The organism is Paraburkholderia graminis (assembly GCF_003330785.1).
GTDB classification, from domain to species: domain Bacteria; phylum Pseudomonadota; class Gammaproteobacteria; order Burkholderiales; family Burkholderiaceae; genus Paraburkholderia; species Paraburkholderia graminis.
This window is the reverse complement of the sequence record NZ_CP024935.1, coordinates 1,766,176-1,791,948: the sequence shown is the minus strand read 5'-3', so window position 1 is coordinate 1,791,948 and position 25,773 is coordinate 1,766,176. Positions and strand designations below refer to the sequence as shown.

Annotated in this window: 22 protein-coding genes, 2 tRNA genes and 2 rRNA genes; 12 read left to right on the top strand and 14 right to left on the bottom strand. The window is 62.2% G+C overall.

The window, feature by feature from the left end:
- Positions 1–28 precede the first annotated feature (28 nt).
- The 4 genes from CUJ91_RS26170 to rrf all read left to right on the top strand — a co-directional run bounded on the left by CUJ91_RS26170 (position 29) and on the right by rrf (position 3,745).
- A tRNA-Ile gene (locus CUJ91_RS26170) sits at positions 29–105 on the top strand.
- A gap of 53 nt (positions 106–158) precedes the next feature.
- Positions 159–234 (top strand) — tRNA-Ala (locus tag CUJ91_RS26165).
- A 290-nt stretch (positions 235–524) separates the two neighbouring features.
- Positions 525–3,407, top strand: a 23S ribosomal RNA gene (locus tag CUJ91_RS26160).
- A gap of 224 nt (positions 3,408–3,631) precedes the next feature.
- Positions 3,632–3,745, top strand: a 5S ribosomal RNA gene (rrf, locus tag CUJ91_RS26155).
- Between the two features lie 1,183 nt (positions 3,746–4,928).
- Here rrf and CUJ91_RS26150 read toward each other — a convergent pair.
- A complete protein-coding gene (locus CUJ91_RS26150; RefSeq protein ID WP_006053258.1) occupies positions 4,929–5,183 on the bottom strand; it encodes a GlsB/YeaQ/YmgE family stress response membrane protein in 255 nt (84 codons plus the stop codon).
- Positions 5,184–5,521: 338 nt separating this feature from the next.
- Between CUJ91_RS26150 and CUJ91_RS26145 the strand changes: the two genes are divergently transcribed.
- Complete coding sequence (locus CUJ91_RS26145; RefSeq protein WP_029971822.1) at positions 5,522–6,055, top strand: hypothetical protein; 534 nt, start codon at positions 5,522–5,524, stop codon at positions 6,053–6,055.
- A gap of 98 nt (positions 6,056–6,153) precedes the next feature.
- Here the strand turns inward: CUJ91_RS26145 and CUJ91_RS26140 are convergent, their stop codons facing one another.
- A complete protein-coding gene (locus CUJ91_RS26140; protein WP_114158062.1) occupies positions 6,154–7,317 on the bottom strand; it encodes a metallophosphoesterase in 1,164 nt (387 codons plus the stop codon).
- A gap of 269 nt (positions 7,318–7,586) precedes the next feature.
- A complete protein-coding gene (locus tag CUJ91_RS34210) occupies positions 7,587–7,733 on the bottom strand; it encodes a hypothetical protein (RefSeq protein ID WP_157140707.1) in 147 nt (48 codons plus the stop codon).
- Between CUJ91_RS34210 and CUJ91_RS26135 the strand changes: the two genes are divergently transcribed.
- Positions 7,732–8,070, top strand: coding sequence for a hypothetical protein (locus tag CUJ91_RS26135; protein WP_006053255.1), 339 nt, complete (start codon positions 7,732–7,734; stop codon positions 8,068–8,070). The two genes, CUJ91_RS34210 and CUJ91_RS26135, sit on opposite strands and share 2 nt — an antisense overlap.
- A gap of 9 nt (positions 8,071–8,079) precedes the next feature.
- On the opposite strand, the gene CUJ91_RS26130 is transcribed toward CUJ91_RS26135, so the two are convergent.
- On the bottom strand, positions 8,080–8,664 hold the full coding sequence (locus CUJ91_RS26130) for a malonic semialdehyde reductase (protein WP_006053254.1): 585 nt from the start codon (positions 8,662–8,664) through the stop codon (positions 8,080–8,082).
- Positions 8,665–9,005: 341 nt separating this feature from the next.
- Here CUJ91_RS26130 and CUJ91_RS26125 point away from each other — a divergent pair, with 341 nt between their 5' ends.
- From CUJ91_RS26125 to yjfF, 5 genes are all read left to right on the top strand, one after another.
- A complete protein-coding gene (locus tag CUJ91_RS26125) occupies positions 9,006–9,620 on the top strand; it encodes an alpha-ketoglutarate-dependent dioxygenase AlkB family protein (protein WP_114157510.1) in 615 nt (204 codons plus the stop codon).
- 559 nt (positions 9,621–10,179) lie between these two features.
- Positions 10,180–11,166: an ABC transporter substrate-binding protein gene (locus tag CUJ91_RS26120; RefSeq protein WP_006053251.1), complete on the top strand. Its 987-nt coding sequence runs from the start codon at positions 10,180–10,182 to the stop codon at positions 11,164–11,166.
- Positions 11,167–11,472: 306 nt separating this feature from the next.
- A complete protein-coding gene (locus CUJ91_RS26115) occupies positions 11,473–13,086 on the top strand; it encodes a sugar ABC transporter ATP-binding protein (RefSeq protein ID WP_114157509.1) in 1,614 nt (537 codons plus the stop codon).
- Positions 13,083–14,126 carry an ABC transporter permease gene (locus CUJ91_RS26110; protein WP_029971816.1) on the top strand — a complete coding sequence of 348 codons (1,044 nt, stop codon included), beginning with the start codon at positions 13,083–13,085 and terminating at the stop codon, positions 14,124–14,126. Before CUJ91_RS26115 ends, CUJ91_RS26110 begins: the two co-directional genes overlap by 4 nt.
- Positions 14,123–15,220 (top strand): galactofuranose ABC transporter, permease protein YjfF, encoded by a 1,098-nt coding sequence (gene yjfF / locus CUJ91_RS26105; RefSeq protein WP_114157508.1) that lies wholly within the window; start codon positions 14,123–14,125, stop codon positions 15,218–15,220. Before CUJ91_RS26110 ends, yjfF begins: the two co-directional genes overlap by 4 nt.
- A 36-nt stretch (positions 15,221–15,256) precedes the next feature.
- Here yjfF and CUJ91_RS26100 read toward each other — a convergent pair whose 3' ends face one another.
- Both CUJ91_RS26100 and CUJ91_RS26095 read right to left on the bottom strand, forming a co-directional pair.
- Complete coding sequence (locus tag CUJ91_RS26100; protein WP_114157507.1) at positions 15,257–16,558, bottom strand: MFS transporter; 1,302 nt, start codon at positions 16,556–16,558, stop codon at positions 15,257–15,259.
- Positions 16,559–16,626: 68 nt separating this feature from the next.
- On the bottom strand, positions 16,627–17,406 hold the full coding sequence (locus CUJ91_RS26095) for a putative hydro-lyase (protein ID WP_029971813.1): 780 nt from the start codon (positions 17,404–17,406) through the stop codon (positions 16,627–16,629).
- A gap of 198 nt (positions 17,407–17,604) precedes the next feature.
- Here CUJ91_RS26095 and CUJ91_RS26090 point away from each other — a divergent pair, with 198 nt between their 5' ends.
- Positions 17,605–18,543, top strand: coding sequence for a LysR family transcriptional regulator (locus CUJ91_RS26090; protein WP_006052385.1), 939 nt, complete (start codon positions 17,605–17,607; stop codon positions 18,541–18,543).
- A 27-nt stretch (positions 18,544–18,570) separates the two neighbouring features.
- Here the strand turns inward: CUJ91_RS26090 and mdcH are convergent, their stop codons facing one another.
- Genes mdcH through CUJ91_RS26050 form a run of 8 tightly spaced genes read right to left on the bottom strand, consistent with a single transcriptional unit; the run spans position 18,571 to position 25,706 of the window.
- Positions 18,571–19,503, bottom strand: coding sequence for a malonate decarboxylase subunit epsilon (gene mdcH, locus CUJ91_RS26085; protein WP_053860224.1), 933 nt, complete (start codon positions 19,501–19,503; stop codon positions 18,571–18,573).
- Positions 19,503–20,198 (bottom strand): malonate decarboxylase holo-ACP synthase, encoded by a 696-nt coding sequence (locus CUJ91_RS26080; RefSeq protein ID WP_114157506.1) that lies wholly within the window; start codon positions 20,196–20,198, stop codon positions 19,503–19,505. Before CUJ91_RS26080 ends, mdcH begins: the two co-directional genes overlap by 1 nt.
- Positions 20,198–21,013, bottom strand: a complete 816-nt coding sequence (gene mdcE / locus CUJ91_RS26075; protein ID WP_107710413.1) for a biotin-independent malonate decarboxylase subunit gamma — start codon at positions 21,011–21,013, stop codon at positions 20,198–20,200. Before mdcE ends, CUJ91_RS26080 begins: the two co-directional genes overlap by 1 nt.
- On the bottom strand, positions 21,010–21,906 hold the full coding sequence (locus tag CUJ91_RS26070; protein ID WP_114157505.1) for a biotin-independent malonate decarboxylase subunit beta: 897 nt from the start codon (positions 21,904–21,906) through the stop codon (positions 21,010–21,012). Before CUJ91_RS26070 ends, mdcE begins: the two co-directional genes overlap by 4 nt.
- Positions 21,903–22,217: a malonate decarboxylase subunit delta gene (locus CUJ91_RS26065; RefSeq protein WP_114157504.1), complete on the bottom strand. Its 315-nt coding sequence runs from the start codon at positions 22,215–22,217 to the stop codon at positions 21,903–21,905. Before CUJ91_RS26065 ends, CUJ91_RS26070 begins: the two co-directional genes overlap by 4 nt.
- Positions 22,218–22,222: 5 nt before the next feature.
- Positions 22,223–23,260, bottom strand: coding sequence for a triphosphoribosyl-dephospho-CoA synthase (locus CUJ91_RS26060; RefSeq protein ID WP_114157503.1), 1,038 nt, complete (start codon positions 23,258–23,260; stop codon positions 22,223–22,225).
- Complete coding sequence (gene mdcA / locus CUJ91_RS26055) at positions 23,260–24,921, bottom strand: malonate decarboxylase subunit alpha (protein ID WP_006052378.1); 1,662 nt, start codon at positions 24,919–24,921, stop codon at positions 23,260–23,262. Before mdcA ends, CUJ91_RS26060 begins: the two co-directional genes overlap by 1 nt.
- An 8-nt stretch (positions 24,922–24,929) precedes the next feature.
- Positions 24,930–25,706 carry a GntR family transcriptional regulator gene (locus CUJ91_RS26050; RefSeq protein WP_006052377.1) on the bottom strand — a complete coding sequence of 259 codons (777 nt, stop codon included), beginning with the start codon at positions 25,704–25,706 and terminating at the stop codon, positions 24,930–24,932.
- Between the last annotated feature and the right edge of the window lie 67 nt (positions 25,707–25,773).

Genomic DNA, 25,773 nt, shown 5'->3' with positions numbered 1-25,773 from the left:
TGTAGTGAAGAAACGCAGACAGACTCAGGGGTCTGTAGCTCAGTCGGTTAGAGCACCGTCTTGATAAGGCGGGGGTCGATGGTTCGAATCCATCCAGACCCACCATGTCATGTCTGGTGAGCTGGTCGGCTGTGACTCCTGCGATCTCTGTATGACCGGGGGGATTAGCTCAGCTGGGAGAGCACCTGCTTTGCAAGCAGGGGGTCGTCGGTTCGATCCCGTCATCCTCCACCAATCCTCAATGCGTAGCGTTCTGTGAAACAGGCAGAGCGTTGTGCATTGGCGATTGAGCCAGTCAGCAAGTGATATGAAGCAGAGCTTTATATCGGCTGTCGTTCTTTAACAATCAGGAAGAAGTAGTAAAGAGATTCACGAAAGCATACTTAGAGATGGGTGTGCGAGTAGGTGAATCAGGGTTGTGATTGTATCGATGTATTTTAAAGGTAATCGAAAGATTGCTCTTGGAATACGGCGCAACACGAATACTCAACCTGTAGCGAGTGTGTGAGACACACCCGTTATAGGGTCAAGCGAACAAGTGCATGTGGTGGATGCCTTGGCGATCACAGGCGATGAAGGACGCGGTAGCCTGCGAAAAGCTACGGGGAGCTGGCAAACGAGCTTTGATCCGTAGATGTCCGAATGGGGAAACCCACCTCTTTTGAGGTATCCGTGGCTGAATACATAGGCCATGCGAAGCGAACGCGGTGAACTGAAACATCTAAGTAACCGCAGGAAAAGAAATCAACCGAGATTCCCAGAGTAGTGGCGAGCGAAATGGGACCAGCCTGTACTCTTTATCTTCATTGTTAGTCGAAGGCTCTGGAAAGTGCCGCCATAGCAGGTGATAGCCCTGTAGACGAAAACAGCGAGGAAGAACTGGGTGTACGACAAGTAGGGCGGGACACGTGAAATCCTGTCTGAAGATGGGGGGACCATCCTCCAAGGCTAAATACTCGTGATCGACCGATAGTGAACCAGTACCGTGAGGGAAAGGCGAAAAGAACCCCGGGAGGGGAGTGAAACAGATCCTGAAACCGCATGCATACAAACAGTCGGAGCCTTCGCAAGAGGGTGACGGCGTACCTTTTGTATAATGGGTCAGCGACTTACATTCAGTGGCAAGCTTAACCGATTAGGGCAGGCGTAGCGAAAGCGAGTCCGAACAGGGCGTTCAGTCGCTGGGTGTAGACCCGAAACCAGGTGATCTATCCATGGCCAGGATGAAGGTGCGGTAACACGTACTGGAGGTCCGAACCCACTAACGTTGAAAAGTTAGGGGATGAGCTGTGGATAGGGGTGAAAGGCTAAACAAACCTGGAAATAGCTGGTTCTCTCCGAAAACTATTTAGGTAGTGCCTCGTGTATCACCTTCGGGGGTAGAGCACTGTCATGGTTGTGGGGTCCATTGCGGATTACTACGCCATAGCAAACTCCGAATACCGAAGAGTGCAATCACGGGAGACAGACATCGGGTGCTAACGTCCGGTGTCAAGAGGGAAACAACCCAGACCGCCAGCTAAGGTCCCCAAATATGGCTAAGTGGGAAACGAAGTGGGAAGGCTAAAACAGTCAGGAGGTTGGCTTAGAAGCAGCCATCCTTTAAAGAAAGCGTAATAGCTCACTGATCGAGTCGTCCTGCGCGGAAGATGTAACGGGGCTAAGCCATATACCGAAGCTGCGGATGCACATTTATGTGCATGGTAGGAGAGCGTTCCGTAAGCCTGCGAAGGTGCACTGGAAAGTGTGCTGGAGGTATCGGAAGTGCGAATGCTGACATGAGTAGCGATAAAGGGGGTGAAAGGCCCCCTCGCCGTAAGCCCAAGGTTTCCTACGCAACGTTCATCGGCGTAGGGTGAGTCGGCCCCTAAGGCGAGGCAGAAATGCGTAGCTGATGGGAAGCAGGTTAATATTCCTGCACCAGTGTTGAATGCGATGGGGGGACGGATCGCGGAAGGTTGTCCGGGTGTTGGAAGTCCCGGTCCTTGCATTGGAGAAGGCGCTTTGGCAAATCCGGGCGCGGAATTCAAGGGTGCGAGGCCAGTCGTTTAGGCGACGAAGCAATCGGAAGTGGTTCCAGGAAAAGCCTCTAAGCTTCAGTTCAACAGTGACCGTACCGCAAACCGACACAGGTGGGCGAGATGAGTATTCTAAGGCGCTTGAGAGAACTCGGGAGAAGGAACTCGGCAAATTGGTACCGTAACTTCGGGATAAGGTACGCCCCTGTAGCCTGACTGGCCTGCGCCAGAAGGGTGAAGGGGTTGCAATAAACTGGTGGCTGCGACTGTTTAATAAAAACACAGCACTCTGCAAACACGAAAGTGGACGTATAGGGTGTGACGCCTGCCCGGTGCCGGAAGATTAAATGATGGGGTGCAAGCTCCTGATTGAAGTCCCGGTAAACGGCGGCCGTAACTATAACGGTCCTAAGGTAGCGAAATTCCTTGTCGGGTAAGTTCCGACCTGCACGAATGGCGTAACGATGGCCACACTGTCTCCTCCCGAGACTCAGCGAAGTTGAAGTGTTTGTGATGATGCAATCTCCCCGCGGCTAGACGGAAAGACCCCATGAACCTTTACTGTAGCTTTGCATTGGACTTTGAACCGGTCTGTGTAGGATAGGTGGGAGGCTGTGAAGCGTGAACGCCAGTTTGCGTGGAGCCATCCTTGAAATACCACCCTGATCTGTTTGAGGTTCTAACCCTGGTCCGTGAATCCGGATCGGGGACAGTGCATGGTAGGCAGTTTGACTGGGGCGGTCTCCTCCCAAAGTGTAACGGAGGAGTACGAAGGTACGCTAGGTACGGTCGGAAATCGTGCTGATAGTGCAATGGCATAAGCGTGCTTAACTGCGAGACCGACAAGTCGAGCAGGTGCGAAAGCAGGTCATAGTGATCCGGTGGTTCTGTATGGAAGGGCCATCGCTCAACGGATAAAAGGTACTCTGGGGATAACAGGCTGATACCGCCCAAGAGTTCATATCGACGGCGGTGTTTGGCACCTCGATGTCGGCTCATCTCATCCTGGGGCTGTAGCCGGTCCCAAGGGTATGGCTGTTCGCCATTTAAAGAGGTACGTGAGCTGGGTTTAAAACGTCGTGAGACAGTTTGGTCCCTATCTGCCGTGGGCGCTGGATATTTGAAGGGGGCTGCTCCTAGTACGAGAGGACCGGAGTGGACGAACCTCTGGTGTACCGGTTGTCACGCCAGTGGCATCGCCGGGTAGCTATGTTCGGAAGAGATAACCGCTGAAAGCATCTAAGCGGGAAACTCGCCTTAAGATGAGATATCCCCGGGGCTTTAAGCCCCTTGAAGGGTCGTTCAAGACCAGGACGTTGATAGGTCAGGTGTGTAAGCGCAGTAATGCGTTCAGCTAACTGATACTAATTGCCCGTAAGGCTTGATCCTATAACAGGTGTGTGTCGGCAGCCGTTAGTGCTTCAGCACTTATGGATGCCCCACCCTGCGCCACGCGCAGGGTCTTATGCAGACCACACACGGTTGAGTGATCGATGTTGTGCCAGAAACAGCACAGCCCGCACGCATAGACGTGCAAAACGAGAGGCATCCTCTCAGCTACTTCTTCCCGATTGGCTGTACTGCTCCCTGAGCGCTACAGCAACCCGTCAAAGCCTGATGACCATAGCGAGTCGGTCCCACCCCTTCCCATCCCGAACAGGACCGTGAAACGACTCCACGCCGATGATAGTGCGGATTACCCGTGTGAAAGTAGGTAATCGTCAGGCTCCCAGCAGTGTCAGAAACCCCACCCCGCAAAGGTGGGGTTTCTGCGTTTACAGGGCGGAATAAAGGCCGGGAAAATGCGGGGCGCCGTCACGGCCCGCCCATGCGCATCGTGCCCGCATAACCGGTCAGTTCCAGTCAACCGAATGCAGCCGTTAGCCGCCCACGAGTCGCCAGTCTTTGTCACTGCCGACCTTGATTTCCCGCGAGTTCATAGCCTAGTTGAATACCGGTTGGATGCCGCATACCACTCAGCATAGCGGTATTGCCGGGAGGCGAATCGCAGGCCTCGGCCAGATAGTCCCAAAGCACTGCAGCCTCGATGAAGCTTCACAAAAGCGGTGATACGGTGCCGCAAGTGACAAATTCAGGACTGCACGTTCGCGCAATTCCACTCGACTTTTGCAGCGATTCCAGTCGGGGATCAGTACGATGCTGGATATAGCATAGGTGCATTGTCTATGTGCGTCTTTGCGCCATCGAAAACTATTGAAGAAGTGTGGCGCGCGTTAGACGCTGAACTCAAGCGTGCCTGCAAGCGTAAAACGCAGCCGAGAAAACTGTATCGACTCCAGATGGCGAGCGTGGTGCCGTCGGTTCATGCTGCGCCACACGAGCTCAACAATCGTCCGCAAGCCATTCAGTGGCTTTTGTCCGGTCGCAATAGAACCGGACGGAAGCCACACGTGCGAGTGGCACGCATAGATGAATGACACCCGCGGGCGACGCGATCTTTAAGGCAATAAGGGACGCGTCATGTTTGCGACGAAGTCATTTGCGAACGCAGTCGCATTCTGAATTTAGTGCTGGAGGCTCTGCATCGTCGACATGACTAACGCGACGTCGACTCAATCGCAACGACGACTGCGAAACCTCGCGCCGCGCAGACGCGTCATGCCCGATATTCAAGACAGAGCGCATCAGCAATATCGGAAGATATGTCGTTAGTGCTGCAAGATGCGCAGAGAGCGGAGGACCACCCGCATCGGCTGCAACTTGCTTTACGCTGGCATAGGCGGCTGCGGCAAGCAGTAATCAATGTTGCCGACGCAGCGAAGGGAAGGTGTAACCGGCCGCAAAGCGGTGCAAGCTCGAGACCGCTACAAAAAGCGCAAGGCCGGTGAAAAGAGCGCGAGACCGACGCCAGCGGCATTGCCGCTGACGCCGGAGAGGCTCACGCTGAACTCAGCTGCCTCGTCGGACGAGCCGGATGATAAACAGCAGAATGACTGCGCCGATTACTGCGGTGATGATCGAACCGATCCAGCCGCTCCCGAGCGAGATGTGCAGCACGCGGGCGAGCCAACCGCCGACGAACGCGCCAACGATCCCGACGATGATGTCGACGATAAGCCCGAACCCACCACCTTTAACGAGCACGCCAGCAAGCCAGCCTGCGATCGCGCCGATGATAAGCCATGCAATGATGCTGTGTTCCATAATCGAGACTCCATAGTTAAGTGAACAATGCGCGGTGACAGAGCTTAGTCGAAGCTTCCTGGGCAGTCCATATTCAGGATACAGAATTAACATTGTCTCAATGTCTTGTAAGCCAGCTGTAGACCAAACGTGTACCGGCGTCTCTGGGAAATTTCCATGGTCGATGCAGACCAATCGACAAGACGATACGGAGTCCAAACGTTGACGTCCGCTATCATTAAAAACACACTATCCGAAACACCCGTATCTGCGCGCGCGGTAACGTTCTAAGCCTCGGCGCACGATACCGGTTGGCACCACGGCGCCGGTTCGAGTCCGTTCACGTCAATGAGGAATGTATGAAACGTAAAGCTCTTGGGATCGTTGCTGGTGCGTTCGTCGCCGCAGCTTCCTTTGCGTCGTTCGCTGCAGGGCTGCCCGCGCCGTTTGAAGGGAGCAGCACGTTGCAGGCCGAGGGCGTGGTGAAATCCGTCGACCACGCAAGGCATTCAGTGACTGTGCGCGACCCGCAGGGTGGCGAGGCGTCGTTCGATATTACGGATACGCGAGATCTTGCGCGAATAGCTCAAGGCGGCAAAGTCCATATCCGCATGATGCGCAATGCCGTGATCAGCGTTACGCGCGGTGCTGATGGACAGGGTGCGGCCGCTGTTGCGGCGTCGATCGGGCAAGCGAAGCCGGAACAGAATGTCAGTGCAGAAGTCCAGGCGATCGACCACGCGTCGGGTGTCATGGCATTGAAAGGGCCGAACGGAGCCGTGTTCCACATTCAGGGCCGCGACCCGGCAAAACTCGTCAATGTAACGCCGGGGATGCAGGTGTTGGTCGCGTTCGCGCCGCAAGTCAGTGTCGCCGTGGCGCCCGTGCAGTAAAGCGCATATTCATGTTGCGCCTATAACGATTGACTGGCGTCCAAGCTAATAAGGCGTAGTCCTTTCAGCGTCACAGTCGCCTTCGCTAGATTCCTGCCTTAGTCTGGCTGGCCGGGCACAAGGCGCAATCGTGTGATTTCTGATGGTGCGCCGAGCCGTTTTGGCGGTCCCCAATAGCCGGTGCCGCGACTCGTGTACACCCACAGCCCGTTCAGGCGAGCGAGGCCGGCGGTGAAGGGTTGCTGAAACCGCACAAAAAAATTCCACGGGAAGAACTGACCACCGTGTGTATGACCTGAGAGCTGCAGTGTAAAGCCCGCTTCAGCGGCTGCTTCGGCGGACCGTGGCTGGTGGGCGAGAAGTACCTTGATCAGCACGTCGCCTGGTGCGTCCGCGATTGCGGCCATTGGGTCACTGCGGTGAAGGGGATCATGATGGCCGGCTGAATAGTCGGTCACGCCGGCAATTATGGCGCGGGCGCCGTCGTGCTCGACCACCACATGCTCGTTCAGTAGCACGTGGAGTCCGAGCCGACGGAACTCGTCGATCCATGCATTGGCTCCCGCGTAGTACTCGTGGTTGCCTGTAACAAGGTATGCGCCGTGACGCGCAGCCAACCGCGAGAGCGGCTGCGTGTGGTGAGTCAACTGCGGCACGCTGCCGTCTACGACATCGCCCGTTATGGCTATGAGGTCAGGCTTCAGACGATTCACTGCGTCGACAATAGCGTCGACATAGCGCCGTTTGATGGTTGGGCCCACATGAATGTCGCTGATCTGAACGATGGTGAAGCCGTCGAGGGCAGCGGGCAAGTCGTCGATCGGGACCTCGATTGTCACGACTCTTGCGCGACGGCGAGCGTTAAAGAGGCCGATCAGCGTCGACAGTAATGCAAGCAATGGCACAGCCGCCGCAGTGCCGGTTCGCCAACGTTCGAGAGGGATCGTGCCAGGCCGCATCGCGTCCACGGTCATGAGTGAGGCGAGGGTCAGGTCGCGCACAAACGTCAGCACGAGCAGCGAGGAGAAGAAACCCATCGCCAGCAAGCCGACCCACGCTAGCCGATCGCCCAGCGGCTGCTGTTTGATGGTGCGCGCGAGCATGCCCAGTGGAATCACAAAGACGGACAGCACAAGCCACAACCCCGATAGCCAGCGGACAGTGATGCTCACCGGCATGTCGGGGATCAGGCGGAAGCCCACATACATGTGCAGCAAAATGCCAATGAAGATGAGGCGTACAAGAAACGATGAGCGGCGCATAGGGAAGGTGAGGGCGGGTAAGAGCCGGAGGGCATGAGCTGAACGGCGGCGGCCAGTTGCCGTAGCGACGCGGCGAGCGACCAAGGCTAGGGCGAAGGCCATTCTACCGGCATGCGCGCTCGTGCGCAGACGGCCGCAAAAACACTGAGCGTGCAAAGCGACGCCAGCTTGTATTGCTGCGCAGCAGTGCTGTTGAGACATGCAAGGGGCGTGCTCAATCCAGGGTCCCAGCGTGTCTAAAAGGTCCGCAAGTTCCCGGATAACCCTAATTAAATGGGCTTTGAATTGCCGATGCGGGTGGAGTATTCTGGAAGTGAGCCGGTCGGCATCAAGAGCCGCTGCCAAATCGACTGACCAAACAGCGGCCCGGCTTGATTGTTGTTATCGCCTGGAACGGCGAGGCGGGAGGCGATCATGAAACTGCTCGGATCAGGCCATCGTTTTCATCACGGGGACTCTGCGCACCGCGCGCATCACGTTGGATATGAGGGCAGCCATGTCATGCTCCCTCTCGTTGGCATATCGGTGATGGCGTTGGGTTTGTATCTCGGCGTGCGCAACGTCGACTTCTCCGAACTAGGCAAGAGCGCGCTCTTCTACATCGTCATGCTATGCGTCGCGCTCGGTATCGCGGGGCTTTTCGGCGTGGTCGGCGCGTGGCTCCGTTCGAATGGCGACGGCACAGAAGAGAATTTCTGCTTTGTCGGCGCAGTGATCGGCGTGGTGGTGTTCTACATCGCGATCTTCAGCTAAAGCGGCGCTTCACTCTATCCGCGCGGCTTCGTCAAAGCTGAAGCGCGGGCTGCGCGGAAACAGAGTCGACGCATCGCCGTAGCCGAGGTTGACCAGGAAGTTCGACCTCACTGTCGTGCCCGCGAAAAACGCCTCGTCCACTTTCGCCGCGTCAAAGCCTGACATTGGGCCAGTGTCGAGGCCGAGCGCGCGGGCCGCCAGAATCAGGTAGCCGCCCTGCAGCGTCGAGTTGCGAAATGCGGTCTCGGCGATCGCCTTGTCGTTACCAGCGAACCAGCTCCGAGCATCGGCGTGCGGGAAAAGCTTAGGCAGATACTCATAGAACGCCATGTCCATTGCGACAATCGCCGTAACCGGTGCCGCCATTGTTTTATCGACATTGCCGGCCGACAATGCCGGCCGCAGCTTCTCCTTGGCCGCCGCGCTTTTCACAAAGACGAAACGGCCCGGGCTCGAGTTGGCTGATGTGGGGCCGAGCAGCGTGAGTTCGAGAAGTTGACCGAGCAGCGCGTCATCGACGGGTTTCGGCTGCCAGGCGTTGTGCGTGCGCGCTTGGCGGAACAGTTGGTCGAGTGCTTGATCCGAAAGAGTCATGATGGTTGTCCACTCAAGGAACCGATACTGGAAGCGCGTTGGCGGGAAGAAGTTTGCGGAATGAAAGCTTCGGCAGGCGGCGCCATAGACGCATCCGCAACGCGCACTAAATAGCGCCAGCAGGCGGGAACCGAAGCCACAGGCGGCCGCAGTCGAGCAGCGACAGTAGCGCGACGAAGCCACAACGAAGCTGCGGTGAAGTGGCAAGAGACCACAACGAAGCTGCAGTAAAGCCGCGACAAGACTACCGTGAAGCCGCCACGATGCCGCGAAACTCCTAACGGCCATTGCAGCGATAATAGCCAACGTTCTACCGCCGCGCTGCGCTCGCACACACAAACATGACGGATCTTTTCGATGATCTTCCGGCTCCCGACGTCGACTGGTATCCCGACTGGCTGGCGCCCGAAACGGCCGAGCAGTTCCTCGCGCGACTCATCGTCGAAGTGGAATGGCGGCAGGACACCATGGGCACGCCCGGCGGTCGCGTCGCGCTGCCGCGGCTGACGGCATGGCAGGGCGACGCCGACGCTGTGTATGTCTATTCCGGTATTCGTAACGAACCCCAGCCGTGGACAGCAGCCGTCGCCGAACTGAAGGCCGATGCTGAGGCGGCTTGCGGAGCCCGATTCAACAGCGTCCTGCTCAACCGCTACCGAAGCGGGGCGGACAGCATGGGCTGGCATGCCGACCGCGAGCCGGAACTGGGACCGGAACCGGTAATTGCATCGGTGAGCTTGGGCGCGGCACGCACATTCGACTTGCGGCACAACAAGACCGGCGCCGTCCAGTCGTTCTCGCTCAAAGGCGGCAGCTTGCTGGTCATGAAGGGCAAGACACAGGCGGAATGGCGGCATCGGGTGCCGAAAGAGCCACGGGTTGTCGGCGAGCGCATTAATTTGACTTTCCGGTGGATTACGCCTCGGGCGCGGACCGGCGGACCGTCGCGCGGCTAAATCCGGCGGCGATGTGCGCCTGCAAAGTTCTTCGCCGGGACCGGACCCGCCGCAGGCAGACCCACGGCAGACCCACGGCAGACCCACGGCAAGACCTACGGCAAGACCTACGGCAGACCCGCCGCAGACCCCCGGCAGACCCCCGGCAGACCCCCGGCAACCCGACTGCAAGCGGACCCAACACAGCCCGCACCCTGACGCATGCCGACGCAAATGCACCGACGCGCCTCGACGCACGGCAGGCACCCGAACCACCCATCTCAACTTCACCCTGCGACCTGCCAACCAGGCGACGCACGGCTCGACTCGCCAATGTAAGCGCATAAAAACCAGCAACGACCAGCCGACCCCCAAGCCGTAACCACCACGTCAACTACCGCACACACCCGCACAGCCCCCACCCCCGTCTATACCAAAATTGATATTGCTCCCGCGAATCATATGATTGGACTGTTAACGCCCGGCACACTACGCTACATCACGATCCACGCTTCGCGGCAGCCGCAACGGCCGGTCGGATTCGATGGATCGCCTACACAACAACGATCAGGAGACAGTCATGGCGAATACACGACGCGCCGCATGTCGTGCGTTGGGTGCGCTCGCGCTGTGCGCGGGTGTCGGCGCGCTGACGCTGGCAACCCCCGGCGCACACGCGCAGGACAAACAGATCACGCTGGGTTTCGCGCAAGTCGGTGCGGAAAGCGCATGGCGGACCGCCAATACGGAGTCGGTGAAATCCGCGGCAACCGACGCCAAGATCAAACTCAAATTCTCCGACGCACAACAAAAGCAGGAAAACCAGATCAAGGCGATCCGCTCGTATATCGCGCAAAAAGTCGATGTGATCGCTTTCTCGCCGGTCGTCGAGTCCGGCTGGGAACCGGTGCTGCGTGAGGCGAAGGCCGCGAAGATTCCGGTGATCCTGACGGACCGCAACATCGACGTCAAAGATACCTCGCTGTATGTGACGATGATCGGCTCCGACTTCCTGGAAGAGGGACGCCGCGGCGGCAAATGGCTCGCCGATCACTATAAGGACGCACAGGGTCCCGTCAACATCGCCGAATTGCAGGGAACGGTCGGCTCGGCGCCCGCGAATGACCGGCACGCCGGCCTGATCGAAGTCATCAAGAGCGATCCGAAGTTCAAGATCATTGCGTCGCAAAGCGGCGACTTCACCTTGGCCGGCGGCAAGCAGGTGATGGAAGCGTTTATCAAGAGCTACGGCAACAAGATCAACGTGGTTTATGCGCATAATGACGACATGGCGCTCGGCGCAATCCAGGCCATGGAAGAGGCGGGCATGCATCCGGGCAAGGACGTCGTGGTCGTTTCGTTCGATGCAACCAAGGGCGGCTTCCAGGCCATGGCCGCAGGCAAGATGAATGTCGACGTGGAGTGCAGCCCGCTGCTCGGACCGCAACTGATGTCGGCGGTCAAGGACGTGGTAGCCGGCAAGCCTTTGCCGAAGCGCATCCTGACGGAAGAGACCGTGTTCCCGATGAGCGTCGCAGCGCAGACCTTGCCGACGCGAAAGTACTAGGAAAAGTTAGTTAGGCATCCTTGCAAACACACTTGCTTGCAAGCTGCGTCAGCGGCAATAACGCAGCAGCAAGCAACGAGCAGCAAGCGAAACAAGCAAGCGCAACCAGCAAACGCAACCGGCAAACGCACACAGCCAAACCAGCACGTAACGTTTCTCCAGCGGTGCCTGACCGTCCGATTGCTTGGGCAGCGGACGGTCTCTTTTCACCCGATGCCGAAACGTGCCGCACAAAGCCACCACGGCACACAGGCACCACGGCACGCAGGCACCAGCCACCCACGCACCGCCGCTCGAGCGAGGTCTATGACGCATCCCGCTTCCGAACCCAAACCGCCGGCCACGAGCACGACAAGATCCGCCGCCGCTGCGTCCGCCGACCACGGCGACGCGCACGAGCCGATTCTCGAAACAACCGGCGTCACCAAGACATTCCCTGGCGTGAAGGCGCTGCAGGGCGTCGATTTCCGGCTTTTCCCCGGCGAAGTCCATACGTTGATGGGACAGAACGGCGCCGGCAAATCGACGCTGATCAATGTGCTGACAGGCGTCCTCGCGCCCGACTCCGGCACGATCCGTCTCGCAGGCGAAGTCGTGGCCTTCGCGTCGCCGCAGGAAGCCGAAGCGGCAGGCGTGCGCACGCTTTACCAGGAAGTGAATCTGTGCCCGAACCTGTCGGTCGCGGAAAACATTTTTGCGGGCCGGCAGCCGCGACGCTACGGCGCGATCGACTGGCCCGACATCAAGCGCCGCGCACAAGCCGCGCTTGCGCGCCTCGACATCACGCTCGACGTCACACGCTCGCTCGACGCTTATCCGATCGCGGTCCAGCAGATGGTGGCGATCGCCAGAGCGCTTTCCGTCGATGCCCGCGTGCTGATCCTCGACGAGCCCACGTCGAGCCTCGACGACAGCGAGGTCGCGCAGCTCTTCAAAATACTTCGGCATCTTAAGCAATCGGGTATTGCCATACTGTTCGTCACGCACTTCATCGAGCAGACGTATGCCATTTCCGATCGCATCACGGTCATGCGCAACGGCGAACGCGAGGGCGAATATCTCGCGCGCGATTTGCCCGCCGATCTGCTCGTCTCGAAGATGGTCGGTCACGAGCGCATGAGCGAGCGTCTGCGCGAAGCCGCTCACGAAGCATGCGACCCCAGCGACGACACGCAAGACGATCACAGCGCGCCGCCGTTTATCGAACTACGCGGCCTCGGCAAACGCGGCACTTTGCAGCCAATCGACCTCGACGTGCAGCGCGGTCAGATACTCGGACTCGCCGGGTTGCTCGGCTCGGGGCGCACGGAAACCGCGCGGCTGCTGTTCGGCGCAGACCGTGCCGACAGCGGCACGATGCTCGTGGATGGCAAGCCGGTGCGCCTGCGATCCCCGCACGATGCGGTGCGCCACGGCATTGCGTACTGCGCCGAAGATCGCAAGAAAGAGGGCATCGTCGCCGACCTGTCGATCCGCGAGAACATCCTTCTCGCGTTGCAGGCGAGGCGTGGCTGGTGGCGCAAGATCAACCGTCAGCGCGCGCGCGAGCTGGCCGATCTGTGGATCGAGCGGCTCGGCATCAAGGCTTCGGACGCGGAGCAGCCTATCGGTCTGCTGTCCGGCGGCAACCAGCAAAAAGCGCTGCTTGCGCGCTGGCTTGCGACCGATCCGAAGCTCCTGATTCTGGACGAGCCCACACGCGGCATCGACGTCGCCGCGAAATTCGACATCATGGATCGCCTGCTCGCACTGTGTGGGAACGGCCTGAGCATTATGTTCATTTCGTCGGAGATCAGTGAAGTGCTGCGCGTCAGTCATCGGGTAGCCGTGCTGCGCGACCGCCGCAAAATTGCGGAAGTCAAAGGCACGGCATCGAACGAAGACAATATCTACCGACTCATCGCGGGGAGCGGCGAATGAAGCTATCGAACTGGCTCGCGCGTGACGGCGTCGAGCGTCCGTTGATCTGGCCATGCGTGACGTTGGCGTTGTTGTGCGCGCTCAACCTCTGGGTCAATCCGCACTTTCTGTCATTGCGCATGCTCGACGGCCATCTGTTCGGCGCGCCAATCGACGTGCTGAATCGTGCGGCTCCGCTCGTGCTCGTCGCAACGGGCATGACGCTCGTCATCGCGACGCGCGGCATCGACATTTCGGTCGGCGCAGTAGTGGCCATCGCAGGCGCGGCGGCCGCGACGATCCTCGCCACGCAACCCGTGCCGACGGGCGGCCTGATCGCTCAGGCGTTGCTCGCGGCGTTGATCGTCGGCGTGCTGAGCGGCATGTGGAACGGCGTGCTCGTGTCGTTTGTCGGTATGCAGCCGATCATCGCAACGTTGATTCTGATGGTCGCGGGACGCGGCATCGCGCAACTACTGACGGCGGGGCAAATCATTCCGATCGGCGCGCCGGGCTATCTGTTTGTCGGCGGCGGATACTGGCTGGGCGTGCCATGCTCGGTGTGGATTGCGACGCTCGCTGTGCTGGCCACCGCGGCGCTCGTCGAGGGAACGGCGCTGGGGCTCTTTATCCGCGCCATCGGTGTGAATCCGGTGGCGACTCGCCTTGTCGGCCTGCGCTCGAAAGCGCTGGTTTTCGCGGTGTATGGATTCTCGGGATTGACGGCGGCGATGGCGGGCATTCTCATCAGCTCGAACGTGCGCAGCGCCGACGGCAACAACGCCGGCCTGCTCCTCGAACTCGACGCGATTCTCGCGGTGACGCTCGGCGGCACGTCGCTGCTCGGGGGCCGCTTTAGTCTCGCGGGCACGGTGCTCGGGGCGCTGATCATTCAGACGCTAACGTACACGACGTATTCGATCGGCGTGCCGCCAGAAGCCACGCTCGTCGTCAAGGCAGCGGTCGTGCTGGCGGTGAGCGTCATTCAGTCGCCGGCTGCGCGAGCGCTCGCGGTTTCGTTCGGGATGCAGATCATCAAGCAACGCGGGGTGGCACGATGAGACGATTGTTCGCAGCGTGGGCGCATATCGTCGATCCGCGCACCTTGCCCATCGCGGTTACGATCCTGCTGTTCTGCGCGCTGTTCGGCTTCGGCTCGGTCATGTACACCGGCTTTTTCTCGTGGCAGGTGCTGCTCGATCTGCTGGTCGACAACGCGTTCCTGCTGATTGTCGCCATCGGCATGACGTTCGTGATCGTGTCCGGCGGGATCGATCTGTCCGTCGGTTCTGTCGTTGCGCTCACTACGATTGTAGAAGCGGTATTGTCCGAGCGGCTGCATCTGTCGGTATGGATCATTCTGCCGATCGTTCTTCTGATGGGCACCGTGTTCGGCGCCGTGCAGGGCGCGCTGATTCACTTCTTTCGTCTGCAGGCGTTTATCGTGACGCTCGCCGGCATGTTCTTCGCGCGCGGCCTGTGTTTTCTGATCACCACGCAGTCGATCACGATCACCGATCCGACCTTCCACGCGATCTCCGCATTCCGTCTGGACATCGGCATCGGCTCCGTGACCGCGAACGTGCTGATCGCGTTCGTCGCGCTCGTCGGCGCCATTTTTATCGCGCACTTCACGCGCTTTGGCCGCAATGTGTACGCGGTGGGCGGCAATGCCCGCTCCGCGCTGTTGATGGGCTTGCCGGTCGCGCACACGCGCATCGGCGTGTATGCGCTGAGCGGCTTCTGCTCGGCGCTCGGTGGCGCGGTGTTCACGTTCTATGTGCTGTCCGGCTACGGCTTGCAAGGGCAGGGCATGGAACTCGACGCGATTGCCGCGACCGTGATCGGCGGAACGCTGCTGACGGGCGGCGTCGGCTATGTGGTCGGATCGCTGTTCGGCGTCGGCATTCTGGGCACCATCCAGACGCTGATTACGTTCGACGGCACGCTCAGTTCCTGGTGGACCCGCATCGTGATCGGCGCGCTGCTGTGCGCTTTCTGCCTGCTGCAGCGGCTGATCGAACGGCATGCGAAGTCGGTGCGGCGTCCCGGCGGCACCGGCGCGGTCGTCACGTCGGGACGCGAACGCGCGCATGGAGAAGCGTCGGCAGCAACCGACTCGCATGTGATAGGCCGCGCGCCCGAACAGGCCTGAGCCTCGCACTAAAGAGGGTGGCAGGGGCGCGCTTTTTTAGTCGTCGAGCGCCCGGCCTCGCGTTTCCGGCAGCGTAAGCGCGGCGAGAATCACGATTCCATAGGCCGCCGCCGCGAATGCGCCGATTGCGTGGCCGAGCGTCATCGTTTGCGACACGTAGCCGATCAGGAACGGGAAGGTCGCACCGACAGCGCGGCCGAAGTTGTAGCAAAAGCCCTGGCCCGAACCGCGAATGCGCGTAGGAAACAGTTCGGTCAGGAACGCACCCATGCCTGAAAAAATACCGGACGCGCAGAACCCGAGCGGGAAGCCGAGCATCAGCATCGAGAAGTTATCTAGCGGAAGCTGCGTGTAGATCGATGCAATCGCGCACGAAGCGAGGGCGAACGCAATGAACGCGCGCTTGCGGCCAATACGGTCGCTCACATACGCACCCGTCAGATACCCGCAATACGATCCGACGATCACGACGCCAAGATAACTGCCGGTGCCGATCACGCTCAGGTGCCGCTCCGTCTTCAGATACGTCGGCAGCCACGTCGTCACCGCGTAGTAGCCGCCTTGCACACCCGTCGCGAGAATGGACGCGCGCAATGTCGTCCAGACGATGTCGCCGCGGAAAATATCAAACAGCGAAGGACGCGCCTGCGCCGCATGCTGCGCCTCTTTCTGCCGCCGATGCACCTCCGGTTCTTCGACGAAGCGGCGAATCCAGATCACGAACGGCGCCGGCGCGATGCCGATCGCGAACAGCACGCGCCACGCGTAGTCGGCGGGAACGAGCGAGAAGACGGCCATGAAGAGCAACGTCGACACGCCCCAGCCAATCGCCCATCCCGCCTGCACGAGCCCCACCGCCTTGCCTCGGTCGCGTGCGCGAATCACTTCGCCGATCAGCACGGCGCCTGCCGTCCATTCGCCGCCGAAGCCGAGTCCCATCAATCCTCGCGCCCACAGCAACTGCGAGAAGTTCTGCGCGAGCGCGCACGCCAGCGTGAAAACGGCGAACCAGAGGATCGTGATCTGCAAGGTCTTCACTCGTCCGACGCGATCGGACAGTACGCCCGCTGCCCATCCGCCCACCGCGGAACTCAGCAGCGTGACGGTGCCGATCAGTCCCGCGTCGCCACGCGTGATGCCCCACGTCGCGATCAGCGTCGGAATCACGAAGCTCAGGAACTGCGTGTCCATTGCGTCGAGCACGTAGCCGATCTTGCAACTCCAGAACGCACGCTTCTCGGCCGCGGAGATCCGCCGATACCATGCGAACGGGCCTTTCCCCGCGTCGGACGCGCCGTAGCGCTCGGCGTCCGCGGTCAACTGCGCTTCGGTTTCCATGCTTGAACTCCGGTCGTCGTGATGGACCGCGTCTTCGCGCGCGGCTTGCGGATGAAAATAGCGCCGCGCTAGATCACGGCGAGCGTGGTGTTGAGAATGTCGGTGACGAGCATGTGCCCCGGCTTGTGCGCAATCGCAAACGGCAAGCGCGCGCTTTCTATCGCGGCTTGCGGTGTGACGCCGCACGCCCAGAACACCGGCAGTTCGTCGTCGTGGATGTCGACCGCATCGCCGAAATCGGGCCGCGACAGATCGCGAATGCCGATCAACGACGGATCGCCGATATGCACCGGCGCGCCGTGGACAGCAGGAAAGCGGCTCGTGATCTGAATCGCGCGGATGGCGTCGGCGGCTTTCATCGGACGCATGGAAACAACGCGATTGCCGCCGAACACGCCGGCGCGCACATTGGGCTCGCGCGTTCGATACATCGGCACATTGACCTGCTGTTCGATATGACGCAGACCGATGCCTTCGCGCCGCAGCATTTCCTCGAAGGAAAACGAGCAGCCGATCGCGAACACGACGAGGTCGTCGCGCCAGAGTTCATCGAGGCTGCGCACTTCCTCCGCGCATTCGCCGTGGCGATACACATAGAACGCCGGCACGTCGTTGCGAATGTCGAGATCCGCGCCGAGTGCGGGCACGCGCCACGCGCCCGGTTCGCCGATGCCGAGCAACGGACACGCCTTCGGATTGAGCGTGCAAAAACGCAGGAAATCGCCAGCGTATTGCTGCGGAAGAATGGCGAGATTGGCTTGCGCATAGTCGCCGCAATAACCCGCGGTGGGACCGGACAGGCGACCGCTGCGCACTTGCTGACGAAACTCGGATGGCGTGTAGGGCATGAACTGCTCGACTGAAGTTGACGGGACTGGCCTTCTGATGCGTTCCAGATTAGTAACGTCAAAAATATCGATCCAGCGAGTTTTTCTTGCGATTCGTTAAATTAAACTTAACGGCGGCGCGACCCGTTTTCCGGCGATGATCGTGGGCCTCATTCGCGTCTCATTCGCGCCTCATTCGTTATCGCGAGACCTCATGCAATGAATACCCGCTTCGTCGAAACGTTTCTCACGCTCGCGCGGCTCGGCAGTTTTCGCGCGACGGCGACCGCGATGCACGCCACCCCCGCCGCGATTTCGTTGCGTATTAAAACGCTGGAATCCGAGCTTGGCGTCGAATTGATCGAGCGCGACGCGCCTGAGTTCAAGCTCACGGCAAACGGCGAGCGTCTGCTCGCGCATGCGCGCTCGGTCGTGCAGGCCACGCGCTCGCTGCAACTCGCCGCGCAGGACGAAACGCAATTGGCGACGCGTCTGCGCCTCGGTGTGATCGAAACGGTCGTGCATAGCTGGCTGCCCGACTACATTCGCATGCTGAACCTCGAGTACCACCGCATCGTCGTGGACTTGACCGTGGATTCAAGCGCGGTGCTCGGCCCTCGTCTGCGCGCGGGCGAACTCGATCTCGTGATTCAGGTGGAAGAAGTGGGAGAGTTGGAGACGTCGATCGTATCCGCGCTGCTTGCGAGTTATCCGGTGCGCTGGATCGCGCGCAGCGACCTCATCCCCGCGACTCGCGCGAAGCATGCCGACACGCTGTTGAGTAAACCGGTGCTGACGTTCGGCCGCGGCACCGCGCCGCAAATCGCCGTCGAGGCTATCGTGCAGACGCTTGCGCGGCGTGCCGGCGTGCCGTTTGCCGAGACGCAGGTGACGTGCATGCCTTCCGTGGCGGTCATCGTGAAGCTGTTGCGCGACGGCTATGGCATCGCGGCGGTGCCCGCGCTTTTCGTCGAGCCGTTTCTCGGGAGCGGAGAACTGGGGCACTTGCAGGTGCGCCCGCTGCCGCCGCCGATCAATGTAGCGATGTACTACCGCGACGATGCCGACGTCGGCGTGCTGGCGGCTGCCCGCGTCGCGCGTAATGCGTGCGATCAGTATGCGAAAGCGATGGGGCGGCAGTTGATCGAAAAGCGCTAGATCAAGCGCTGCATGAAGCGCGGCTCGCTACTCGCGTTCGAGGCGCCGCCGCGCCGTCGCGGCGAGCCGTTCGAACGGAAGCGTGCTCGCTGCAAGCGCGGCCATCTCCGGATAATGCTCGCGCGCGATGTCGGTCAACACCTGGCCAGGCGGCGCCTCGATCGTGACGCGCGCGCCCATTTCCTGCATCACGGTGAGCGCGTCGAACCAGCGCACCGTGTAGCGCATGTTGGTCGCGAGATCGTCGCGAATCGCATCGGCTGTATACAGCGGACGGCCGCCGCGATTGCCGATGTACACGCTTTGCGGCGCGCGAAACGGAATCGTGCGCGCATACGCGCTCAGTTCGTCGCTTGCCTGCGCGAGCAGTTCGCAATGCGAAGGAACGCTGACCGCAAGACGCGTCGCCTTGCGCGCGCCCGCATCCAGAGCGCGGTGGATGAAGCTATCGAGCGCGGTGTTCGCCCCTGCCATCACGATCTGACGCGGCGCGTTCACGTTGCCGATGTAGACGGGCGGCTCGCCTTCGTCGATGTGCCGTGCGGCGAGCGCGGCGAGTTCATGCTCCGTCAGTCCCGACACAGCCGCGAGACCGTAGCCCGATGGATACGCCGCTTCCATCAGTTCCGCGCGGCGGCGGACCATCTTCAAAGCGTCGGGGAAAGGGAGCGCGCCGCAGCTCACCGCCGCCGGGTACGCGCCCACCGACAAACCGGCGCTCAGGTCCGGCGTCAGTCCTTCATCCGCGAGGGCACGCGCGATCGCCACGCCTGCGACGGTCAGTCCGCATTGCACGGCAACAGTCGAGCGCAACGCATCGGGCGTGTCGAGTGTGAGCACGTCGGCGCCTAGCACGCTGGACGCTTCATCGAGTGTTGCGCGCACGGCGGGATGCGACGGCAGCCGATGCAGAAAGCCGTCGCTCTGCGCGCCCTGGCCTGGGAAGATCAGCGCGAGCATCAGAGTTCCGTCCGATGAACGCAGACCCACGGATCGGCAAGCAATTGCGGGCCGCTTGCATGACGCGCCATCACGCGTGGCTTGCCGGCGGCCCACTCGGCGAGCGCGACGCCGCCTGCTGGTGTCTCGAGTTGCGCGTCGATGCGAATGCCGGTTTCGCGCGCGAGCGTTTCCAGATTGCTTAGCAAGTCCACCGCGCATTCACGCGACAATCGTTCCGGTGTCCGAATCAATAGATCGAGATCGCTCGATTGCGTGACTGCTGCCGTTTGCGTGGCGAGTTCGAAACCAACGCTGCCGGTCGGGCCCCAGACAAGCGCGTTGAGTGCGCTTTGTGCATCCCGTTGCAACCGGGCGAACGCGACGAACGCGGGCAACGCGGCGCGCGTTGCATCGGGCTCGTTTCGCACCAACGCCTCGGGCGAAACGGCTTCGACAATATCCGTCGATGCGGCCCACGTGCCGTACCGCTGAGACCGCTGCGCGCCGCGCAAGCCAATCGCGACGAAGCCCGGCGCGGCGAGCGCGCGCCGCACGACCGCATACCGCGCGCGCTCGAACGCATCGCGCACCCAGTCGGGTTCGCCGTCGAATGCAGCGAGGCGCCGCAAGCGCAGCAAGTCATGCGCGCGCCAGCGTTCGTCGCACGACGCAGCGGCCTCGCTTGCAAACGGCGGCGCGGCGCAGACCGGCATTACACGGCATCCCATTGTTCGGCGAGACGCCGCCGCACTTCGATGGACGCCGCGCGGTTCTTCTGCGCCGCCGCCGATTCCAGCCGACGCGCAAGCGTGCGGCTGCCGGCGCGCGCACTGCCGATCTGTTCGCACAACACCTGCTGCACGCGCGCGATCTGCGCGGCGTCCGGCGCGTCGGCGTCGATACCTTCGATCAGTTGATCGAGCAGCCCGAGCTTCGCGAACGAGGCCATCGAGTAGGACATCGGCACAATGGTTTCGCCGAGCGCGTCGAGCGCCTCGACGGTGCGGCGCGTGACGCGCGCGGCGGCTTCCTTGCCCATCGCGTGAACCATCGTGCCGGGCGCGTCGAGCGCGACGATGCGATTGGCCTGATAACCGTGCGCGAGGAACGCGCCCGACATCGCCGGTCCGACGATCAGCGCGATCACCGGATGTCCCGCATCGCGGGCCGACGCATACGCGTCGACCGCGGCGGCGCACGCGAGATGAATGCCGAGCATTTCCTCGCGATAGCCGTACGCCTGGCTCTTCACATCGACGATCGCGACGATCGGACGACGCGTGGCGCTTGCCGCATCGTCGGCGATCACTTCGCGAACGGCTCGCGCGAGCAGCCAGCCCTGTTCGAGTCCGACGACGTTGTCGGTCGCGCGCGGAAAGCGGTTGGCGGCGTCGGGCACGACGGTGATGAAGCGGGCGGTTTCGCCGCCGAGCGGCGCGTCGGCGCTCCACACGGGCGCCGCGTTGCGGGATTCGCCGGCGAGCGCATGGAACCAGCGCGCGCCGCGGCTCAGTGAGGTGTCGCTCATGCTTGCTCCTTGCGTGACTGGGATTGTGGCGCTTGAGTCGCTTCGGCTGCATAGACCTCGCGCATGCTCTCCGGCGTGACGCTCGCCGGATCGATCCGCGCGAGCCGCTGCAAGAACGTGTCGACCTGTTCGCTGCGATGCGCGGCCGGCACGCCTTGCACGAACGCGGCATGCACGGCGGCGCGCACGTCCGCGGCGTCGTCGTCCACGAGCTGGTCTGCGAGCGAACTCGCCACGCGCTGCTCGCCGCCGATCAACTGCCACACGCGGCGCCGGTCGGACGCATCCAGTTCGTCGATGCCCGCTTCCTGCTCGATCACTTCGGGCCCGTTCATGCCGAGCCGCCCCTGCTTCGTCACGACCAGATACGAGCACAACGCCGCGGCCAGCGACATGCCGCCGAAGCAGCCCACCATGCCCGCGATCACGCCGACCACCGGCACGTGCCGGCGCAGCGCGACGATGGCCGCCTGCATCTCGGCGATTACGGCGAGGCCCAGGTTGGCTTCCTGAAGCCGCACGCCGCCGGTTTCGAACAGCACGACCGGCCGTACGATCTTGCCGCGCTCGCAATCGCGCAACGCCATCTCGAGCGCGGCGGCGATCTTGCTGCCCGACACTTCGCCGATGCTGCCACCCTGGAACGCGGACTCGATCGCGGCAATCACGGCGGGCTCGCCGTCGATCGTGCCGCGCGCGATCACGCAGCCGTCATCGGCCTGGCACACGACGCCTTGCAGCGGCAGCCACGGCGATTCGATCCTGTCGAACGGGCCGAGCAGTTCGCGGAAGCTGCCTGGGTCGAGCAGCGCGCGGGCGCGCTCACGCGCGGGCAACTCGATGAAGCTCTCGCGCAGCAGCGGCGCGGCATGCACAGTCGCGGGCGTGCTCATGCGTCGTCTCCCTGTTCGGCGGCCTCGACCGCTTCCGCGAGCCGCAATGCGACGACACCGGGCGTCGCGCCGAAGTCGTTGATTTCGACTTGCGCGGCGCCGTCGTAGCGGGTGAAAAAGCGGTCCAGCACGCTTTTCCAGATATGGCTGTAGCCGTCGACGCTCGTTCGCACCACGACATGTGCAGCGAGCGCGTTGGGATTATCGGTGGGCGAGAGCAACACTTCCAGATCGCCCGAACCCACCACGCCGACGTGCGCGCGGGCCGTGACGGCGCGTTGCGCCGGATAGTCGAAGGTCAGATGTTCCATGAGGCTCAGCTCCCGCTGACGTTGTGATGCGCCAGCATGTCGAGGAAAAGGGTGGCGGCGAGCAGATCGGCTGCGCCGCCGGGCGATGCGTTGAGCGACAGCAAGTCGTGTTCGAGCGCGGCGAGTGCGTCACGGCCTGCGCGTGTCGAACTGCCGCCGGCTTGCAGCACGCGCCGCGCGCCGTGCTGGCCTGCATGCAAGCCTGCGAGGCCTGCGCGGTGCAGCAGGCAGGTGTCGTCGAGCGAGGCCATGATGGAGAGCAGGGCGTCAACGCGCGCGGCGTCTTCGGCAATGCCGCGCTCGCGTGCCGCGATCAGCGCCGGCAAGCCGACGGCGATCACATGCGGGAAGCCTTCCTGCGCCTCGCGGCGCGCGCCGCCGACCTGATAGCGTTGACGCGCGCGTTCGCCGTGACTGTCGGTGGCGGCTGCGAAGCGATCGGGGAAGCAGGCGATCTGCGCGGCTCGCCGGCAGATCGCCGAGGGGTCGAGCCGGAGCGCGGCATCCGCGAACGACGCGCCCGCGACCAGCAGCCCGACGATCCATATCGCGCCGCGATGCGCGTTGCTGCCGCCGGTCGCGCGCAGCATGTCCTGCTCGCCCGCGCGGCCGATTTGCGCGAGTTCGGCGCGCAATAGCGCTGACGGCTCGCCGCGCCGCCGCGCCGTGCGCGCGAGCGCGGCGAAGGTCGGCTCGAGCGCGTGCGCCGAGCGTCGCATGATGGCGAGGTCGAGATCGCGATGCGCGCCGCTGCCGCGCCGGTCGACGAGCGCGGGCTTCGGCGTGAGTTCGGCTTCGTCGATCAGCGCGGTCACGGCGTAATGGGCAAGTTGCGAGTCAGGGCATAAGTCTTGTGCGCGCTTCGCGACACGTTCGTCAGAAGCAGCGGCCGCTGTCGTGACCGGATGCAGAGCTTGCGTGGCTCGGCCATACGGCGCGTCCCCGCGCTTGGTCCAGGCACACGCTCGCGCGAGCGGCTCGGGCATCTCTATCGCGGACGCGCATGGCGCCTCTTCGCGCTCCAACAAAGCAGCGGCTCTCATCACCAGCTCCTGAAGCGCGCCGGCGGCGCGTACAAACCGCCCGACCAGGTGACGAGATCGTCGATGCTGCGTGCCGCGAGCAGCGAACGCTTCGCTTCGCCGCGTCGAATGCCGAGATCTTCCGGATACGCGACGATGCCGCGCCGGCGCAACTCCGCCGTCTTTTCCGGCTTCGCGCGCAGGCCGATCGGCGTCACGCCGGCGACCGCGGCAATCGCCGCGCGCCGTTCGTCGATGCCCTCGGCCTTGTGCAGATGCGCGATGCCTTCCTCGGTGACGACGTGGCTCACGTCGTCGCCATAGATCATGACGGGCGCGATCGGCATGCCGTTTTTCGCGCCGACCGCGACCGCGTCGAGTTCATCGACGAAAGTCGGTTCGCCGCCTTTCTTGTACGTCTCGGCCAGTTGCACGACGAGCTTCTGACCGCGCGACACGGGCCCCTGATCTTTCAGCAGCTTGAGCCACGCTTCGCTCGAATGACGCCGGCCGCGTGGATCGTGACCCATGTTCGGCGCACCGCCAAAGCCGGCAAGACGGCCGCGCGTGACCGTCGACGAATTGGCGTCCGCGTCGATCTGCAGCGTCGAGCCGATGAAGAGATCCACGCCATATTGCCCGGCCAATTGGCACAGCACGCGGTTCGAGCGCAGCGTGCCGTCGCTGCCGGTGAAGAACACGTCGGGGCGCGCCTCGATATACGCCTCCATGCCGACCTCGCTGCCGAAGCAATGGATGCTGTCGACCCAGCCCGATTCGATCGCGGGAATCATCGTGGGATGCGGATTGAGCGTCCAGTTGCGGCAGATCTTGCCCTTCAGGCCGAGCGACTCGCCGTAAGTGGGCAGCAGCAGTTCGATGGCCGCAGTGTCGAACCCGATGCCGTGGTTCAGCGACGTCACGCCGTACGGCGCGTAGATGCCGCGTATCACCATCATCGCGGTCAGCACCTGGAGGTCGCCGATATGGCGCGGATCGCGCGTGAACAGCGGTTCGACGGCAAAGGGGCGGTCTGCCTCCACGACCACGTCGACCCACGAGCCGGGAATATCGACGCGCGGCAGTTCATCGACGATCTCATTGACCTGCACGATCACGATGCCATGACGAAACGCGGCGGCCTCGGCGATGGTGGGCGTGTCCTCGGTATTCGGACCGGTGTAGAGATTGCCGTGACGGTCGGCTTTTTCCGCGCACAGCAGCGCGACATGCGGCGTCAGGTCGACGAACATGCGCGCATACAGTTCGACGTACGTATAAATCGCGCCGATCTCCAGTTGCCCGTCTTCGAGCAGTTGCGCGACGCGCAGGCTTTGCGGGCCGGCAAACGCAAAATCCACTTTATGTGCGATGCCGCGCTCGAACAGCGTCAGATGCTCAGGACGACTGATGCTCGAGATGAGCAGATGCAGATCGTGAAGCTTCTGCGGATCGACCTTGGCCAGCGAGCGCGACAGGAAGTCGGCCTGCTTCTGGTTGTCGCCTTCGAGCGCGACGCGGTCGCCGGGCTGGATCAGCGTCTCGAGCGCATCGACGATGCGCGTCGACGGCAGCACGCCGTCTTCGAGCCACGGTGCGATGGCCGCGAGGCGGCGCTTTTTTTCGTCGCGGCGCGTGGTCCACGAACGTGCGGCGGATGGTGCTTCGGCGGGTGCGTTCATCGGCTCAATCAACTCCCGGTAGTAGCGCGCGGCGGACGGCCGCGCGGCTTGGGTTGGCTTGCGAGCGCGGCTTCCGCCTGCGCGCGTTCGGTCAGGAAACGGTGCAGCAGTTCGCCCGTGCCGAGCAGATGCGCGACGACGAGCGCCTGGGCGGCCGGCACGTCGCGGCGCCGCACGGCGTCGAGCAATTCGGTGTGTTCATCGTCGGATTCGCCCTTGTAGGACGGCAAGCCGAACTTCAGGCGCAAGTAACGCTCGCCCCGCCGATGCAGCACGCGAATCAGATCTTCGAGCTGGGGGCGCGCGGCCGGCGCATACAGGCTCATGTGAAACGCCGCATTGCGCGCGACGTAGAGCGACGGATCCGCCTCGCGCTCCGCGGCCCGGCCGAGCGCGGCGCATTCGCGCAACGTGGCGGCCGTGTGCTTCGGAATGGCGAGTCCGATTGCAAGGCTCTCGAGCGCCGAACGGATCTCGTAGATTTCGCGCGCTTCATCCGCCGACAACGGCGCGACCGTCGCGCCTTTGTGCACCGCGACCTTCGCCCAGCCTTCGGTTTCGAGCAGGCGCAAAGCCTCGCGCACCGGGATCGCGCTGACCGAGAAGTGCCGCGCGATCGCGTCCTGACGCAGCGGCGCGCCGGGCGCCAGCGTGCCGTCGATAATCGCTTCGCGCAACGCGTCGGCGATCACGCGGGACGTGCTTTCGCGCGGTGCGGCCGCCCGCAGCAGCGGGGCGCGCGCGGGGGTGTCCAAGGGAAGAAGGTCGGTGGTTGTGTCGCTCATGGTTCAAATATTATATACAAAAACGAGGTATTTAAACGCGGGCAAACCCGGAGATTTTTTGCGTGGG

Bases quoted from the DNA above. Each gene is read 5' to 3' on its own strand.
- CUJ91_RS26065 (WP_114157504.1), bottom strand. From the start codon at position 22,217: ATGGAACATCTGACCTTCGACTATCCGGCGCAACGCGCCGTCACGGCC.
- CUJ91_RS26145 (WP_029971822.1), top strand. From the start codon at position 5,522: ATGAAACGTAAAGCTCTTGGGATCGTTGCTGGTGCGTTCGTCGCCGCA.
- CUJ91_RS26095 (WP_029971813.1), bottom strand. From the start codon at position 17,406: ATGCCCTACACGCCATCCGAGTTTCGTCAGCAAGTGCGCAGCGGTCGC.
- CUJ91_RS26125 (WP_114157510.1), top strand. From the start codon at position 9,006: ATGACGGATCTTTTCGATGATCTTCCGGCTCCCGACGTCGACTGGTAT.
- yjfF (WP_114157508.1), top strand. From the start codon at position 14,123: ATGAGACGATTGTTCGCAGCGTGGGCGCATATCGTCGATCCGCGCACC.
- mdcH (WP_053860224.1), bottom strand. From the start codon at position 19,503: ATGCTCGCGCTGATCTTCCCAGGCCAGGGCGCGCAGAGCGACGGCTTT.
- CUJ91_RS26140 (WP_114158062.1), bottom strand. From the start codon at position 7,317: ATGCGCCGCTCATCGTTTCTTGTACGCCTCATCTTCATTGGCATTTTG.
- CUJ91_RS26115 (WP_114157509.1), top strand. From the start codon at position 11,473: ATGACGCATCCCGCTTCCGAACCCAAACCGCCGGCCACGAGCACGACA.
- CUJ91_RS26060 (WP_114157503.1), bottom strand. From the start codon at position 23,260: ATGAGAGCCGCTGCTTTGTTGGAGCGCGAAGAGGCGCCATGCGCGTCC.
- CUJ91_RS26150 (WP_006053258.1), bottom strand. From the start codon at position 5,183: ATGGAACACAGCATCATTGCATGGCTTATCATCGGCGCGATCGCAGGC.
- CUJ91_RS26050 (WP_006052377.1), bottom strand. From the start codon at position 25,706: ATGAGCGACACAACCACCGACCTTCTTCCCTTGGACACCCCCGCGCGC.
- CUJ91_RS26090 (WP_006052385.1), top strand. From the start codon at position 17,605: ATGAATACCCGCTTCGTCGAAACGTTTCTCACGCTCGCGCGGCTCGGC.
- CUJ91_RS26100 (WP_114157507.1), bottom strand. From the start codon at position 16,558: ATGGAAACCGAAGCGCAGTTGACCGCGGACGCCGAGCGCTACGGCGCG.
- CUJ91_RS26110 (WP_029971816.1), top strand. From the start codon at position 13,083: ATGAAGCTATCGAACTGGCTCGCGCGTGACGGCGTCGAGCGTCCGTTG.
- mdcA (WP_006052378.1), bottom strand. From the start codon at position 24,921: ATGAACGCACCCGCCGAAGCACCATCCGCCGCACGTTCGTGGACCACG.
- CUJ91_RS26080 (WP_114157506.1), bottom strand. From the start codon at position 20,198: ATGCCGGTCTGCGCCGCGCCGCCGTTTGCAAGCGAGGCCGCTGCGTCG.
- mdcE (WP_107710413.1), bottom strand. From the start codon at position 21,013: ATGAGCGACACCTCACTGAGCCGCGGCGCGCGCTGGTTCCATGCGCTC.
- CUJ91_RS26070 (WP_114157505.1), bottom strand. From the start codon at position 21,906: ATGAGCACGCCCGCGACTGTGCATGCCGCGCCGCTGCTGCGCGAGAGC.
- CUJ91_RS34210 (WP_157140707.1), bottom strand. From the start codon at position 7,733: ATGATCGCCTCCCGCCTCGCCGTTCCAGGCGATAACAACAATCAAGCC.
- CUJ91_RS26120 (WP_006053251.1), top strand. From the start codon at position 10,180: ATGGCGAATACACGACGCGCCGCATGTCGTGCGTTGGGTGCGCTCGCG.
- CUJ91_RS26130 (WP_006053254.1), bottom strand. From the start codon at position 8,664: ATGACTCTTTCGGATCAAGCACTCGACCAACTGTTCCGCCAAGCGCGC.
- CUJ91_RS26135 (WP_006053255.1), top strand. From the start codon at position 7,732: ATGAAACTGCTCGGATCAGGCCATCGTTTTCATCACGGGGACTCTGCG.